At 39.7% G+C, this 16,647-nt stretch carries 16 protein-coding genes; 14 read left to right on the top strand and 2 right to left on the bottom strand.

Annotation, left to right across the window (positions count from 1 at the left end; all coding sequences use genetic code 11):
• The first annotated feature begins 285 nt into the window (after positions 1-285).
• From rpmF to lysM, 5 genes are all read left to right on the top strand, one after another.
• Complete coding sequence (rpmF, locus tag ACT3SX_RS00200; protein WP_068408434.1) at positions 286-468, top strand: 50S ribosomal protein L32; 183 nt, start codon at positions 286-288, stop codon at positions 466-468.
• 434 nt (positions 469-902) lie between these two features.
• Positions 903-1,871, top strand: a complete 969-nt coding sequence (gene fabD, locus ACT3SX_RS00195) for an ACP S-malonyltransferase (protein WP_192518000.1) — start codon at positions 903-905, stop codon at positions 1,869-1,871.
• Complete coding sequence (gene fabG / locus ACT3SX_RS00190) at positions 1,862-2,596, top strand: 3-oxoacyl-ACP reductase FabG (RefSeq protein ID WP_318779500.1); 735 nt, start codon at positions 1,862-1,864, stop codon at positions 2,594-2,596. The genes fabD and fabG overlap by 10 nt, the downstream gene beginning before the upstream one ends.
• Before the next feature lie 270 nt (positions 2,597-2,866).
• Positions 2,867-3,103: an acyl carrier protein gene (acpP, locus tag ACT3SX_RS00185; RefSeq protein ID WP_025652201.1), complete on the top strand. Its 237-nt coding sequence runs from the start codon at positions 2,867-2,869 to the stop codon at positions 3,101-3,103.
• A gap of 281 nt (positions 3,104-3,384) precedes the next feature.
• Complete coding sequence (gene lysM / locus ACT3SX_RS00180; protein ID WP_192517998.1) at positions 3,385-3,894, top strand: peptidoglycan-binding protein LysM; 510 nt, start codon at positions 3,385-3,387, stop codon at positions 3,892-3,894.
• Between the two features lie 100 nt (positions 3,895-3,994).
• Here the strand turns inward: lysM and queG are convergent, their stop codons facing one another.
• Entirely contained in the window at positions 3,995-5,224 is a 1,230-nt protein-coding gene (queG, locus tag ACT3SX_RS00175; RefSeq protein WP_192517997.1) for a tRNA epoxyqueuosine(34) reductase QueG, read from the bottom strand.
• Positions 5,225-5,434: 210 nt separating this feature from the next.
• On the opposite strand from queG, the gene ACT3SX_RS00170 reads away from it, so the two are divergent.
• A complete protein-coding gene (locus ACT3SX_RS00170) occupies positions 5,435-7,207 on the top strand; it encodes an NAD(P)H-hydrate dehydratase (RefSeq protein WP_192517996.1) in 1,773 nt (590 codons plus the stop codon).
• Positions 7,208-7,231: 24 nt separating this feature from the next.
• Here the strand turns inward: ACT3SX_RS00170 and ACT3SX_RS00165 are convergent, their stop codons facing one another.
• Positions 7,232-7,735, bottom strand: a complete 504-nt coding sequence (locus ACT3SX_RS00165) for a DUF4124 domain-containing protein (protein ID WP_192517995.1) — start codon at positions 7,733-7,735, stop codon at positions 7,232-7,234.
• A gap of 1,024 nt (positions 7,736-8,759) precedes the next feature.
• Between ACT3SX_RS00165 and ACT3SX_RS00160 the strand changes: the two genes are divergently transcribed.
• From ACT3SX_RS00160 to ACT3SX_RS00125, 8 genes are all read left to right on the top strand, one after another.
• A complete protein-coding gene (locus tag ACT3SX_RS00160) occupies positions 8,760-10,472 on the top strand; it encodes an acetolactate synthase 3 large subunit (RefSeq protein WP_225739044.1) in 1,713 nt (570 codons plus the stop codon).
• Positions 10,472-10,969, top strand: coding sequence for an acetolactate synthase small subunit (gene ilvN, locus ACT3SX_RS00155; RefSeq protein ID WP_192517994.1), 498 nt, complete (start codon positions 10,472-10,474; stop codon positions 10,967-10,969). Before ACT3SX_RS00160 ends, ilvN begins: the two co-directional genes overlap by 1 nt.
• A gap of 167 nt (positions 10,970-11,136) precedes the next feature.
• Entirely contained in the window at positions 11,137-12,153 is a 1,017-nt protein-coding gene (ilvC, locus tag ACT3SX_RS00150) for a ketol-acid reductoisomerase (RefSeq protein WP_192517993.1), read from the top strand.
• A 271-nt stretch (positions 12,154-12,424) separates the two neighbouring features.
• On the top strand, positions 12,425-12,850 hold the full coding sequence (locus tag ACT3SX_RS00145) for a hypothetical protein (protein WP_192517992.1): 426 nt from the start codon (positions 12,425-12,427) through the stop codon (positions 12,848-12,850).
• 334 nt (positions 12,851-13,184) lie between these two features.
• Positions 13,185-13,397, top strand: coding sequence for a cold-shock protein (locus ACT3SX_RS00140; RefSeq protein ID WP_057758834.1), 213 nt, complete (start codon positions 13,185-13,187; stop codon positions 13,395-13,397).
• A 252-nt stretch (positions 13,398-13,649) separates the two neighbouring features.
• A complete protein-coding gene (locus tag ACT3SX_RS00135; protein WP_192517991.1) occupies positions 13,650-14,213 on the top strand; it encodes a DUF421 domain-containing protein in 564 nt (187 codons plus the stop codon).
• Positions 14,214-14,668: 455 nt separating this feature from the next.
• Entirely contained in the window at positions 14,669-15,418 is a 750-nt protein-coding gene (locus tag ACT3SX_RS00130) for an electron transfer flavoprotein subunit beta/FixA family protein (RefSeq protein WP_192517990.1), read from the top strand.
• 130 nt (positions 15,419-15,548) lie between these two features.
• Complete coding sequence (locus ACT3SX_RS00125; protein ID WP_192517989.1) at positions 15,549-16,481, top strand: FAD-binding protein; 933 nt, start codon at positions 15,549-15,551, stop codon at positions 16,479-16,481.
• The last annotated feature ends 166 nt before the right edge of the window (positions 16,482-16,647 follow it).

The raw sequence follows: 16,647 nt of genomic DNA, 5'->3' as shown, positions 1-16,647 counted from the left end.
ACTTTTTATCAACTTTCTACAGAAGAGTGAGAGGCAGGGCTTTATTAATCCATTAAACATGCGTATAATGTCCGGTTTATTGCATTCTAGCAACGAGTTGCTTGCGGATAAAAGCTGACTAGACAAATTTGCTATAGCTTTTAGACGTAGTCAGCACTTTATGTAGGTGGCAATCTATTTAACTAATGATGCGTAAGACTTAGGTTGTTGTGATTATATAGCCTCTGTCAGTATCGATTAAAGCTGAATTTTAAGCTTATCCCTTTTAAGTATAGGAGCTATATCATGGCTGTTCAAAAAAGTCGTAAAAGCCGTTCTCGTCGTGACATGCGCCGTTCACACCATCGCATGGAAGTGGCTGAGCTGAGCATAGATGCTACTACTGGTGAAAAACATCGTCGTCATCACATGACAAAAGATGGTTTTTACCGTGGTCGTCAATTGTTTAAAGTAAGTCAAGATGCTTAATTTGTTTGCTGGTCAATAGCTAGTGCAAAAGTAATGATAGTACTGGTGACTATTATTACTTTTGTTTAGCTGTTATTCAGCAATGGATTTTGAGCTAAAGAAAGCCAAGTTATTTCGCTATCATATATTATGTAGCTAGATAACTTGGCTTTTTGCTATTATTTTTCAGAGTAAAAACGCAAATTTTTTTAGCTCTAGTTTTTGGTAAATATGAAAACGACCTGATACAATCTATGATTATAATTTTAGCGGTATTCTTTGCTGCACTTGTTTAGGTGTTGTCCGCTATAATAATAGACTGTGTCAGTGTATAGTTTACTGATAGTTCATTTTTCCAAATAAATAACGGAAGTAACGGCTGTGAGTCGTACCTAATAATATAACAAGTCTCGTTATTTTTAGGAGTATTTCCAATTAAATAAGGAATATTGGTTATGGCCTCTGTACCCGATATGGCAAACAAGCAGCCCATGCGGATTGCAATAATTTTCCCTGGACAAGGATCACAAGTCGTTGGTATGACTAGCGAGCTTGCTGAGACCTATCCAGAAATTCGTGATACTTTCACCGAAGCGAGCGAGGCACTGGGTGAGGATTTATGGGCAATCTGTCAAGATGAAGAAAAGCTCAATCAAACTCAATATACTCAGCCAGCATTACTGGTGGCTAGCATAGCAATTTGGCGTGTCTTACAACAAAAAATAACCACAAAACCTTGTTATTTAGCTGGTCACTCTTTAGGTGAGTATAGTGCGCTTTGTGCTGCTAATGTCATATCACTTGCTGATGCAGTAAAGTTGGTACATAAGCGTGGTCAACTAATGCAAGAGGCTGTTGTGGGTATTGATACGGCTATGGCGGCTGTATTAGGGCTTGAAGACAATCGGGTTGAAAACCTGTGTGAACAAGCAACTGAGCATGTTGATGATGCCATTGTTGGCGCAGCTAACTTCAATAGTCCAGGCCAAGTAGTGATATCAGGTAATACTATCGGTGTTAATGCAGTCATAGATAAAGTGCAAAATACTGGCAAGAAATCTATATCTCTAAAGGTCAGTGTCCCATCTCATTGTGCACTTATGGAGCCTGCAAGTAGTGCTTTGGCTGAAATATTGGCGGACATTAAGTTTGAATCAGCAGAGATTCCTGTTATTCAAAACCGTCATGCACGTGTCGAGACTAGTGCATTGGGTATCAAACAGGCCTTGACTGAGCAATTGAGCCAACCAGTATTATGGTCAAAAACGATGCAAGAGCTTGCTGACAAGCAAGTTAATACCTTAATAGAATGTGGCAGTGGCAACGTATTAAGTAATTTGGCCAAGCGTCAAGCACAACCAATTACTAGTTATCCTACCGATAAATCTGCCCGCCTTGAGAAGTTAATGGAGTTATTATCATGAGCCGTACGATTACATTAGTAACAGGCGCGAGCCGTGGTATTGGAAAGGCTGTTGCCAAACGCTTTGCTAAAGAAGGTCATTTCGTTATTGGCACAGCCACCACTGAGAAAGGTGCGGAGCTTATCAATAGTTATCTTCATGATAGTGGTGGTATTGGCCGCGTTTTAGATGTACGTGATACTGCGCAAATTGATAAGCTGTTTGAAGAGATTGAAAGCGTCTATGGTGCGGTACAAGTATTGGTTAATAATGCGGGTATCACGCAAGATGGACTACTCATGCGTATGAAAGATGAGGATTGGGAAAACGTCATCGATACCAATCTAACTTCGATTTATAGAATGAGTAAACGTGCAGTACGCGGAATGATGAAAGCACGCCGTGGTCGTATTATCAATATTACCTCTGTTGTTGCTCAGATGGGCAATGCGGGTCAATCTAACTATGCTGCTACCAAAGCAGGGGTGGAAGGCTTTAGCCGTACCCTAGCACGCGAAATCGGGTCTCGACAAGTTACGATCAATTGCGTCGCTCCAGGTTTGATCGAAACTGATATGACTGATGAGCTTGACGAACGCCTATTAAACTCGATGTTAGATGCTGTACCTATCAGCCGTTTGGGGCAGCCAGAAGACATCGCAGCCGCAGTATATTTCTTAGCCAGCGATGAGGCTAGCTACATCACAGGCGCGGTTATTCCTGTCAATGGTGGTATGTATATGTAAGTGACGCACAAGTGTTACATAGTGACAATAAAAAACTGTGTGAACGAGTGTAAACTATAATAAAGGGTGTTATAATGACGGACACTTTTAGGTCAAAGCCCTGTATTATAGCAAGGCTTGGCTAAACATGAGTCAAAACGTATAAGCTGTTATAAAGCATTCAGACAGCCAGGCTAATCTGAAAACCTCATTTTATATACAATACTATAGACTCTAACCGCAGAACTATAGTGATTTGTCAAAATAATAGATCAAAAAGGAGAAATCTACATGAGTAACGATACCGAGCTAAGAGTAAAGGCAGCAGTAGCTGAGCAATTAGGTATGAATGTTGAAGATATCAACAACGATGCTTCATTTATGGAAGACTTAGGAGCAGATTCACTAGACCTAGTTGAGTTGGTTATGTCATTTGAAAGCGATTTTGGCATTACTATTCCTGATGAAGATTCAGCAGAATTAACGACTGTTCAAAAAGCAATTGATTATGTACAAGCACAGCTATAATTTAATATAGCTGAGTCAGTTTTGTATCGCCGCTTATCTTAGTAGATAGGCGGTTTTTTTATGTCTATTATTTCTTATAAAAAGGATGTGTTTATTTGATTAGTGGCGATGTTAACATAAGCTACGTCACATAAACATTATTCAACATACGATTACTATCTACCATGCTGGATTTTACTTATAATCATAATAGTAAGTGAAAATGGTGATGCTAAGTGGCATTCATTATTAGAAAAATAAAGACTATTAAAATAATTAACGATACTTTAAGGAGTAAGTTTATGGGTATGTTCAGTTTTGCAAAAGACATCGGTGATAAGATTTTTAATCGAGATGAAGACAAACATGATGCAAAATCAGAAACCAAAGCAGAGGCTAATACACCAGTCAAAAGCAGTGAGCCCTCAGCGCAGTCGGTAGCAAATATTTTGCTGCGTCGTGTTCAGCAGCAGGATCTAAATATTAGTGAGCTAAAGATCAAATACAATGGCTCAACGGATACTGCTGAAATTAGTGGTAAGGCGAAGACACAAGCAGACCGCGAAAAAGCAATCATTGCTATTGGTAATGTACAGAATGTTGCGAAAGTAATTGATAATATTGATATCGAAGAAGACGCCCCTGAGTCAACGATGTACACAGTAAAGTCTGGCGATAATTTATCTAAAATTGCTAAAGAAGTTTATGGTTCAGCCAGTGATTATCTGAAAATATTTGAAGCCAATAAACCCATGCTGTCTGACCCAGATAAGATTTATCCAGGTCAAGTGTTGCGTATTCCTAAGCCATAACATTCATACTAAATAGCACAAAAACATGTGTCAAAAAAATGCCTCTTATGAATAAGAGGCATTTTTTGTTTAGATAGAAATTTATTTAGATAAAATAGTTCTAAGACGTAATCGTCTTTAATTTTTCTTGCTGCTCAGCTATGGCCCAAAGTATATGCTCATCAAGCATCTCATTATGCAGACCCAGTTTCGACTGTAATTGAGTAATGGTTTCTGTATTAGCATTTGCGTTTCCAAGGGCAATAGCAATATTACGTAAAAAATTCACATAACCGGTGCGTCTCAGTGGACTACCTTCGGTCTTTTTCATGAATTCAGCTTCTTGCCACTGCCACAGCTCCAATAAGCTACTGCTATCAAGATTATGCCGTGGTGCAAAGTCTTCTACAGGTGTGAGGTTGGCATAGCGATTCCAAGGACAGATAAGTTGGCAGTCATCACAACCGAAGACTCTGTTACCAATAGCACGGCGGTATTTTGTGTCAATAATACCATCGTGTTCAATCGTGAGGTAAGAGATACAGGCTGAGGCATTGAGCTGATAGGGTGCAACAATCGCTTGGGTAGGGCAGATATCAATACAAGCGCTACAACTACCACAATGCTCTTTAATAGGTTTGTCATCAGGCAACTTAAGACTGATAAATAGCTCACCCAAAACAAAAAATGAGCCTGCGTTTTTGTTGATGAGAAGTGTATGCTTTCCTGTCCAGCCAAGCCCCGCTGCGTCGGCAATAGGCCGCTCAAAAATAGGAGCAGAATCACTAAAAGGCCTAAAAATAAAATCTTGTTCTGATCCGATATCAAGATGCTGCCATTCAGGAAGCATGGCTTCTATTTTGAGTGCCAATTGTTTCAAACGACTACGCATCGTCTTATGATAATCACGCCCTCTAGCATAGCGCGCAATGATACCTTGATTGGGGTGGTCGTTGTCAGTAACCGTACGAGGTTTCGGGGCTTGGCTCAGGTAATCCATACGTACGCTAATAATGGTCTTTGCACCATCTACAAGCTGTTCAGGGTTTGCACGTAAATGATGATTATTATGCATAAACTGCAATTGCCCTTCATAACCTTTATCTAGCCATTGTTGCAATTTTATAATTTGTTTTGCAAATAAAGGATGATGCACGGATAGGAAACCGCAGTCAGCAAACCCTAAGTTTTGTGCTTGGGCTTTAATCCATTGTTTGACATCCACTGTGCTGGTAAACGCTAAGGTATTATTAACCATGATTTGATTGTCAGGCAGGTCATTGGATACTGGCGTAGTAGTCGCTTTCTTGGTTGTAGAAGTGGATGCGTTTGTTTTAGATGAATTATTCATGTGTGATAGCAGGTATTGATGTGAATACCGCTATGATAAGGCAGTGAGCTTATAGCGCAAGCATAAAAGAAAATAAACTTTCACTGAGATTGATACATAAATTGAAGTGAGCTTTTGCTAAGCTAATAATAGAGAAAGGTAAGTAGGTTTGAGTAATGGGCTTTTAAAGTAGTCTTGAAACAGACGAATGGCAATAGTTGAGGGTTAATCATGCAGGTAATAAATCATTTTTTAACAAGTCAAAAGAGAGTTATATCGCTCTATAGCAGTAAACAGCTTTACGCTATAGAGCAAGCATGGTTTGGTGAAGGTCATGATAGCTTTGGGTTAATGCAACAAGCGGCTTGGCAAATGACCCGACATATTGAACGGCTTTATGAGCAAAAATCTCTAGGTTCTCCTTCGCCCTCTACTAACTCTTCTTATCATCATACTGCTCAGTATCGAGTGAATGTTTGGGTCGGGAAAGGCAATAATGGTGGTGACGGTTGGTTAATTGCTTATTATCTACAGCAAGCTGGCTGGCAGGTACAAGTAATAACCGTTGGTTTCGATAATTATGATTTTGATATAAGTCGTCAGGCGAAAGTGTCCAATGCTGCAAGTCCAATAACTGAAGCAGGTAAGGCTATGAAAATAGCATTATCTGAAGGCTGCCCTTATCTACGATTTGAAGATCATAGTGACAGTCAAAGTAGTATAAATACAACCGCTCTTGAGTCTGATGTTTATATTGATGCACTATTTGGTATAGGCTTAGATCGTGCACCTCGTGGTATTTATAAGCAGGCAATTAGTGTTTTTAATCAACTATCTCAAAGAAATAATGTACTGGCTATCGCTGTGGATATTCCAAGTGGCTTGGTCGCTTCTACTGGTGAGGTGTTTGACCGAGTAGCGGTAGAAGCTGACGTGACTTTGTGCTTGATTGCACGCAAGTTTGGGTTGCATACCAAAGACGGTATGGATTATAGCGGACAGGTTATTGATATACCGTTGATACCATATAAAGTGAGTCATAAAGAATTTATACCTGTAGCCAAGCTGATGGCTACTGGACATGGTCTTAGTTCACGGCGTCAAAATAGCTATAAGGGCAGCTATGGTCATGTATTGATCATCGGTGGCAATCGTGTGGATGGATCACAAGGTATGGGCGGAGCCGCGATACTATCTGCTTCGAGTGCGATGGCGACAGGATCGGGTAAGATTACCGTTGCTTGTCATGAAGATTTTCATGGTGCGCTATTGACCTCGTTACCAGATGCAATGACTATTAATTTACATGATACTGTAGGTGTGCAGCGTTTAATTAGTGATGTCAGTGTGGTAGCGATTGGCATGGGGTTGGGTCGTGACGAAAAAGCACAATCCTTATTTATAAATTATATTCAAGCCGCAATAGTATCGAAAAAACCAATCGTTATCGATGCAGATGGACTCTATCATTTAGCAACACTACAGATGCAAAGCCATAAATTGGTCACTGATCTACGAGATTATAGCGTTGATAATGAGGTTAGACTGACACCGCATAGTGGTGAAATGGCTAGATTGCTGAATAAAACAATAACGGAGATAGAGTCAGATAGATTACATGCTATAAAGCAGTGTGCGGAGATGTATGGTGGAAACTGGGTGTTAAAAGGGGCAGGCTCGCTCATATTAGAGCAATGCTTAGATTCTATACAGGTTTATGTCTGCAGTGTAGGTAATGCTGGTATGGCAACGGCCGGTATGGGTGATGTGTTGTCTGGCATCGTTGCGGGATTATCTGCACAACAAGATCTGGCAAAAGAGATGCGCAGTTTGCATCAAGCAGTGCTTATACATGGTCTAGCAGGAGATATATTGATTAGCCAATCTCATCACTTTAATACTGAGCAGAACAACAGATTTTTGATAGGACAACGAGGGCTACAAGCTCAAGATATGCCTGTAGCCATTCGTCATACTATGGAGTTGATGATTGAAAAGTACTAATTAAACAGTACTAAGAGTTAAAAACTAGGTAGATGTGTTGGCACAGTATTGGTCAATTGCTTGCTGTACACGCTCACGTTTGAGTTCAATCTCACGACCGTCTAGATATTGACGTTGGCCATTGTCATCCATTTCATAGATACGTCCGCCAACGTTTAGGTTTGTCAAGTTGTTACGTAGTGATTGGCAGCGCTGAGCATTTTCCTGTGCATCTTGTTCTTTAAGGCGTGTTTCAAGTTCTGCGATTCGCTGTTCTTCTGCGCTTTGGGTATTATTGTTTTGATTAGGATCTGTTTTACCTGCCATTTCTCCAGCGTTGCTTCGTCTGCCGTCACTACGGAATTCGATTAGCTCAACATTTTTACCATTTTGCGGTTCATGTTGGCTATATTTTACTTCGCCATGGGTACCGATAGACTTATAAACCTGAACAGCCTGACTGGCATTCATTGACAGCATTAGCATACACGCTGCACTCATACTGACAAGTAGTTTGGCAGCAGTATTTTTCTTAGATGCATATGCCATTGTAGCAATCCTCTTAATTTAAAAAATAGTTGTGTATATATGTGTCAATATAACATTTTAGTGTGTGAATGGTACTAAAAATGTACCAGCATTTGATTCTAGCAAATAATCATTATGAATGCATATTATTTAATAACTAATAGTTAGGCATAGGCTTTAGAAGTTTTGCTTGACAATAGCGCGCAAAGCGTCGAATATAATAGCCGTTGATTGGTCAGTGAGCGGCTTTTATAATATTGCCGTGGCACTTGAAAGTGAAAACTACGGGTTACTTATCGGTAGCTTACGCAGTTTCGTTTTCTTTGTGATAATGATATAGAAAAAATAGCATGCATATAATGGTAGCTATTCAATACTATAGACATTGTCTCCGGACTTATCTGTCTACAATGACTAAGATAAACTTATTATTTAAATTACGCTAAGTAATAGCGTTAGCAATTGTATTAAGCATGGTACAAGATTGCGTGACAAGATTGCGTGACAAGATTGCGTGACAAGATTGCGTGACAAGATACTCTGAACGGACCTATTGTAATATTTAACGATATTGCATCGTACTATTGGTCATGAGGGTTAATTTGTCTATCGATTTTAATACCTCTGTATACATCCATATGTATACATCCATAAATGCTTGCTGATATTAATAATAAGCGTCTTTTATAGATGCACTCGCATCTTGTCACTGTACATCGATAAAGCCTTGTCATATAACTGACCTTACTATATTGCCGTGTTTGAGTAGCATGTTGTCTTAAAGGCAAGCTTACTGAAATATAGCGTGTACACATTCTTGATATGGATAAGTATTAGCAGTCATTTTTATGAGATGAATAACCATGTGTAAACATTGTTGTCTTCTTTGATAAAGTAATGCTACTTCTTGCCAAAAATAAAGGTGATGACAGTGACGCAAACCACGCAAAGTCCGAATATGACTGGACATACCCAAACGGGTAATGCCGCCAAAAATTTTGAAGAAAAACAACAACGCCTTGCTGAAGGTAGTCAGCAGCCTGTGATGCTGTCTGGTGCTGAGATGCTAGTGCAGGCGCTAACGGATGAAGGTGTCAAATACATCTTTGGTTATCCAGGCGGTGCTGTTCTTCATATCTATGATGCTTTATTCCAACAAGAGAATATTGAGCATGTTTTAGTGCGTCATGAGCAAGCAGCGGGTCACATGGCGGATGCTTATTCACGAGTAACTGGTCATACAGGTGTTGTATTGGCAACATCAGGTCCTGGTGCAACCAATACAGTGACTGCTATTGCTACTGCTTTTATGGATTCGGTACCGATGGTGGTTATCGCAGGTCAGGTACCAAGTAGCCTCATCGGTGAAGACGCCTTCCAAGAAACAGATATGGTTGGTGTCTCACGTCCTATCGTTAAGCATAGCTTTCAAGTGCGCCATGCTAGCGAAATCCCAATGATTGTCAAAAAAGCCTTTTATATTGCCCAATCTGGACGTCCAGGTCCTGTTGTTATTGATGTGCCAAAAGACATGACTGCACCTAGTGAAAAATTCGCGTATAAATATCCAGAAGAAGTATTTATACGCTCATATCAGCCGTCATTAAAAGGTCACAGTGGTCAAATCAAAAAAGCAGTAGAAACGCTATTAGCAGCCCAGCGCCCTGTTGTTTACGCTGGTGGTGGTGTGATTTGGAGCAAAGCTCACGAAGAGTTGACAGATCTTGCACATCGCCTAAATTTGCCAGTGACCAATACTTTGATGGGTCTTGGTACATTCCCTGGTTCTGATCGTCAGTTCTTAGGAATGTTGGGCATGCATGGTACGTACGAAGCCAATATGAGCATGCATCATGCTGACGTAATTTTGGCAGTAGGTGCACGCTTTGATGATCGCGTGACCAATAATGTCAAAAAATTCTGCCCTAATGCGACAATTATCCACATTGATATCGATCCTGCGTCGATTTCAAAAACTATTTTGGCGCATATTCCAATCGTTGGCGATGTAAAGTCAGTATTGACTGATATGTTAGATATCGTCGGTGATGACAAACAGCTTGAGCAGCATGCATTGCTAGACTGGTGGTCACAGATTAATGAATGGCGTAAGCGTCATGGTTTACGTTATGACACCAGTACAGATAATGGTATTAAGCCACAAAGTGTTGTACAAGCCCTAGATAAAGTGACTAACAGTAATGCTATTATCACCAGTGATGTCGGTCAGCATCAAATGTTTGCAGCGCTCTACTATACCTATAATGAGCCGCGTCAATGGTTGAACTCTGGTGGTCTTGGTACCATGGGTGTTGGTCTTCCGTATGCGATGGCAGCAAAGCTTGCCAATCCTGAGCGTGATGTGGTTTGTATTACTGGTGAAGGCTCTATTCAGATGAATATCCAAGAGCTGTCAACCTGCTTACAATATAATTTGCCTGTTAAAATTTTGAACCTGAATAATGCCCAGCTTGGTATGGTTAAGCAATGGCAGGACATGCTATATGAAGGTCGTCACGCACAGTCATATATGAATTCATTGCCAGACTTCGTTAAATTAGCCGAAAGCTATGGTCATGTAGGTATCAAGATTACTGATCCTGCAACGATGGAAGCACAACTAGCTGAAGCCATGGCTATGAAAGACAAACTGGTATTTATCGACGTTTATGTCGATCGTAATGAGCATGTGTATCCGATGCAAATTGCTGGACAGACAATGCGTGATATGTGGTTAACAAAAGGGGAGCGTACCTAATGCAACAACAACATCTGATTTCGGTATTGATGGAAAACGAAGCGGGTTCGTTGTCGCGTTTAGTCGGCTTGTTCTCACAACGTGGTTATAATATTGAGACGTTAAACGTCGCGCCTACCGATGATCCAAGTATTTCCCGTTTGACCGTGACCACCATTACATCACCTGAAAGAATTGAGCAAATCACAAAGCAATTGCATAAATTGATTGAAGTGGTTAAAGTGCTGAATCTATCAGAAAATGTACACATTGAGCGTGAATTGATGCTGATAAAAGTTCGAGCGACTGGTAGCGTGCGTGAAGAAATTAAGCGCAACGCAGATATTTTCCGTGCACAAATTGTCGATGTAAATGCCAACCTATATACGATTCAAATCGTTGGTGATAAAGCCAAGCTTGATGGTTTTATCGACGTGATTGGTCGTGAACGTATTATGGAAGTGGTACGCTCGGGTGTGATCGGTATTGCTCGTGGCGAAAAAACGTTAAGTATCTGATCAACGTAGTGCCCGACCAACTTAGCATTTAATAGAAATTTTATTTGGTTAAAATGTGTTTTTTAAATTAACATAACGCTTATCTTAGCTGGTGTTTTATAACATTAGCGACAGTATCTGCGTTTACTATCCATGGTTATCCATGATTGAGAAAAAGGACTGTATTTATGAACGTTTATTATGACAAAGATTGTGATCTATCGATTATCCAAGGCAAAAAAGTCGCTATTATTGGTTACGGTTCACAAGGTCATGCGCACGCGCTTAACCTACAAGATTCAGATGTTGATGTGACTGTTGGTTTACGTGCCAACTCTGGTTCATGGAAAAAAGCTGAAAATGCTGGTCTTAAAGTTTCTGAAGTAGAAGCAGCAGTACAAGCAGCTGATGTCGTTATGATTTTGACGCCTGATGAGTTCCAAAAAGAGCTTTATAACGATGTTATCGAACCAAACATCAAACAAGGTGCTACATTAGCATTTGCTCATGGTTTTGCCATTCACTACAACCAAGTCGTTCCACGTGATGATCTTGACGTAATCATGGTTGCACCAAAAGCACCAGGTCATACTGTACGTTCAGAATTCACTAAAGGCGGTGGTATTCCTGACCTTATCGCTGTCTACCAAGATGCTTCAGGTCAAGCCAAACAGTTAGCACTATCATATGCTGCTGGTGTTGGTGGTGGTCGTTCAGGTATCATCGAAACAACGTTTAAAGACGAAACTGAGACCGATCTATTTGGTGAGCAAGCCGTACTTTGTGGCGGTGCAGTAGAGCTTGTGAAAATGGGCTTTGAAACACTAACAGAAGCTGGCTATGCACCAGAAATGGCTTATTTTGAGTGTCTACATGAACTCAAGCTTATCGTTGATTTGATGTATGAAGGCGGTATCGCTGACATGAACTACTCAATCAGTAATAATGCTGAATACGGTGAGTACGTGACTGGTACAGAAGTTATCAACGAGCAATCACGTGAAGCAATGCGTAATGCACTGAAACGCATCCAGTCTGGTGAATATGCGAAGATGTTCATCTCTGAAGGCGCAACTAACTACCCATCTATGACAGCTCGCCGTCGTAACAATGCAGAGCATCCAATCGAAACCACAGGTGCCAAGCTACGTGGTATGATGCCATGGATTGGCGGTAATAAAATTATCGATAAAGACAAAAACTAAACTGATAGTCAGTTATAACAAATCTATTTAGTTTAAAAAAAGCCCACGTTATCTTTTGATAGCGTGGGCTTTTTTATGGGCTGTATTTACTCAATGTTTTTATCGTAAGCCGTTAGTGTGGGTTGAAAATTACTTATATTACCCAATATAAACAAGCTTAAGGTTAGTTGTTTGCCGTTTATTCAGTAAAAAACTGATCTTGTTTTGAGCTATTACATCAATCAAATGATTCGTTCATTTTTACTTTTCTATAGATTACAGGTTGTGTGTTGTGCAAATATCTTATCCTGACTGGCTAACGCCGCAATTCGTGTATATTACTCTTAGCGCTGTGGTAGCAGTTTTAATTTGGATAGAAGGAGAGATGCTTAAAAAGACAGGTGGAAAATTGCCTAAGTCTAAGTTTTTTCAAATTGGCTCATTTCTAGATACTACATGGTTCTTTGTTTCTGTGGTCGTTCTATACGTGATTGATTTGACACCCTTAGCTATCACCGTACCGGCTGCTTATGGCATCTATACAACCTTTGGCTGGGTATATGGAACACGCTTATTAAAACGTAAAGGTATCCCTGATTCTCCCAAAGACTTAGTGATACCAGATAAGTATATTGCCTATAGTCAGTCTTTTTCGCTCATATTTTTTGCGTTATGTCTGTTAGTGTTGAGCTCGCCTTGGTTACCTATTACTCAGTAGAAAACACCTTAAATTATTGCTATCATTTTTTTACTATAAGTACAGGTTGATATTTTTTTATTTTATATCAGTATCTTATATAACATAATATGAATTACATGAGTGTCAACAATGAGCTTAAATTTTTTACAAAAATCATCAATTTAACCTGTTGTGATTACTAAAAGCTGCTATAATCAAGATGTATCTGAAATATTTTAGGTAAAAATATTAAGTTATCTAAGGGTAATTTAGTGGTTTTGACTGTTGCATTGGGCAAAAAAATATTTGGATATATATCAATTAATCGGTGATGACACACGTCTCGCCAACAGTTAAAGAGTTAGGAAAATTTATGTCAGATAAAGTTGAAGGCACTGTAAAGTGGTTTAATGAAGCTAAAGGTTTTGGTTTTATCGCTCAAGACAATGGCGGACAAGACGTATTCGCTCACTACAGCGCTATCCAAGGTAATGGCTTCAAAACTCTAGCCGAAGGCCAAAAAGTGTCGTTCATCTTAGGTGATGGCAAAAAAGGTCCACAGGCTGAGCAAATCGAAGCTATCTAATCGCATCAGTTATTGAACTAACTGGGTTTCAGTCAGTTTGATTACTACAAGATTATCAATATGCATTGATTACTTTGTTGATTAAAACAATAAAAATACTGTCTCAATTTTAAAAAAAAGCAACCTCTTATCAGGTTGCTTTTTTTATATAATTTTTTTGGTAGTAATAAAGTGCTATTGATTTTGACGATGAGCATCGTCAGGTAATAATAAGAATTGATTTAATATAGATACAATAGATAAGGTTGTATTATGAAGTGGGAGAATTGGCTTTCAATTGACTGGCAACAAGTACTCGGAATCTCTTTATCTGCAGTAGGCTTTTACGTGGGGTTAATGTTATTTACTCGATTGATGGGCCTGCGCAGTTTTTCTAAGTTATCAAGCCATGATTTTGCAATGACAGTTGGTATTGGTAGTATATTGGCATCGACTGTATTGGCGGACAAGCCGTCTCTATTGCAAGGGCTGTTTGCGGTTGCAGTGCTATTTTTGATACAGGGTTTCATCTCAGTTATTAGACGAAACGTAAAGCCGTTGAAGTCCTTGATCGATAATCAAGCTATTATTCTGATGGCTCATGGCGAGTATTTAGACGATAACCTAAAAGAGGCAAGTCTTAGCACTAGTGATGTTCAGGAAGTTCTACGTAAAAATGGTATTAAAGCAAAAACAGAAGTGTTTGCCGTTATCATGGAAACCACAGGTGATATGAGCGTCATTAAGAATAATGATGTCGAACCTGACTGGTCTTTATTTGACGATATACGAGACAGTGAATTATTGATCGATTCTAATAAAAGGGATGAATCATAGATCTAAACCTACTAATTATTTTTATCCATTAACCTCAAAGAGGTAAATAATAACAAAATATTAAGTAATCTCAAGGCTGAGAATGCTATAAAGGTACGAGCATTTAAGGGTGTTCATCTATAAAATTCGTAGAATAAAGTGCTTATAGAGTGTTTGTTATAGAATGTTGACAAATTTATGACGCATTATTCACGGCGTTGTCTTGACCTTATCTGCCTGCTGACGCAAGATACATAAGTCTGATAATAACGGTTGGCCTAGCTTTAGCAGATTTCATTAGTAAGGAATACAATGCTAATATGTGGTTAGATATTGGCTCATCTTTCTTAGTTAACAATATTCTGTTGATGTAGTAATAACCTTGAGCAGTATTTTGAACGACAATTTGAACCACAACGAACCTTTGGTTCTTAACTGATAATTCTTAACTCATAACATTAATAAACGAGGAACGTATGAAAGCATTAGTAGCGGTCAAGCGTGTCATTGATTATAACGTAAAAGTTCGTGTAAAAGCCGATAACTCTGGCGTTGACTTGTCAAACACTAAAATGTCAATTAACCCTTTTGATGAAATCGCAGTAGAAGAAGCGGTTCGTCTAAAAGAAGCGGGTGTGATTGATGAAATTATTGTTGCTTCAATTGGCCCAAAAGAATCACAAGAGCAGATTCGTGCAGCCCTAGCGCTAGGTGCTGATCGTGGTGTATTAGTAGTAAGTGACGAGAAACCATATCCATTACAAGTTGCCAAAATTCTAAAAAATATCGCTGAATCTGAAGCTACTGATATTATCCTATTGGGTAAGCAAGCGATTGATGATGACAACAACCAAACTGGTCAGATGCTAGCAGCATTAATGGGTATCGGTCAGGGTACGTTTGCATCAGAAGTGAAGGTTGAAGGCGACAAAGTAAATGTGACTCGTGAAATTGATGGCGGGCTGCAAACAGTTGCGCTTGACTTGCCCGCAGTTATCACGACTGATCTACGTTTAAATGAGCCACGTTATGCAAAGCTGCCTAACATCATGAAAGCGAAGAAAAAACCACTCGATGAAAAAACACCAGCTGATTTTGGTGTTGATATGACCTCTAAGCAAGAGATTGTTAAAGTTGTGCCACCTGCTGAACGTCAAGCTGGTATTACAGTGGGTTCAGTGGATGAGTTGGTTGAGAAGCTAAAAAATGAAGCTAAAGTAATTTAATACTTCACTACGGCATATCATGTGCAGAGTTATCTGTTTGGATTGATTTGGTATTCTCTACATCAGCAACTTTGTACACAGACAACATCATGACGTGAATAGACGATACGAATAAAAAAGGATTAGAACCATGGCAATTTTGGTATATGCAGAACATGACAATGCCAGTCTAAAAAAGGCAACTTTGAACACCATCGCTGCTGCTAAGCAAATAGGCGATGACATCCATGTATTGGTTGCCGGTAATGCTGCACAAGCAGCGGCTGATGAAGCGGCTAAAGCGGAAGGCGTGACTAAAGTACTATTGGCTGACAACGCTGCTTATGAGCATCAGTTGGCGGGTAATATCGCATTATTGGTTGCTGATGTCGCTGGCGATTATAGCCATATCATAGCGGCTGCGACCACTACTGGCAAAAACTTCATGCCACGCGTTGCAGCTTTACTTGATGTAAGCATGTTGTCTGAAGTTTCAGGTGTGGTAGATGCGCAAACGTTTGAGCGTCCTATCTATGCAGGTAATGCGACAGCAACGGTTAAGACTACAGAAGATAAAGTAGTATTGACTGTACGTACTACAGCCTTTGATCCAGTTGCAAGCGAAGGTGGTACGGCGACTGTTGAGGCGCTTGATACGGTTAAAGAGCTTGGTAAATCAAGTTTTGTAAATGAAGAAATGGCTAAGTCTGATCGTCCAGAATTGACATCAGCCAGTATTGTGGTTTCTGGTGGTCGTGCGTTAGCAAATGGTGAGAACTTCACTAAATACATCGAGCCATTGGCTGACAAACTTGGTGCTGCTGTTGGTGCATCACGTGCTGCAGTTGATGCAGGCTACGTACCAAACGATATGCAAGTTGGTCAAACAGGTAAAATCGTTGCGCCAGATCTATATATCGCAGCAGGTATTTCAGGTGCTATTCAGCATTTAGCGGGTATGAAAGACTCTAAAGTCATCGTTGCTATCAATAATGACCCAGAAGCACCTATCGCTAGCGTTGCAGATTACTTTTTAGAAGCTGATTTGTTTGATGCATTGCCTGAGCTTACTAGTAAGGTTTAATGTATATTCAAAGAACTACTAAACCGCTACGGCTTTACCCTTCTTAGATGTACTATTTGTACAATCTGCAGTCGGCTGCCTTGTATCTGTTTTAGACTTCTTTGACTATTATCAGTAGTAGGTGAATAATAAGAAACCCACTATCAGTTGATAGTGGGTTTTTTGT

Source organism: Psychrobacter sp. AOP31-B2-9 (genome assembly GCF_052378005.1).
Lineage (GTDB): Bacteria > Pseudomonadota > Gammaproteobacteria > Pseudomonadales > Moraxellaceae > Psychrobacter.
Note: the sequence above shows the minus strand (reverse complement) of the source record. Positions and strands in the feature narration are given on the sequence as shown.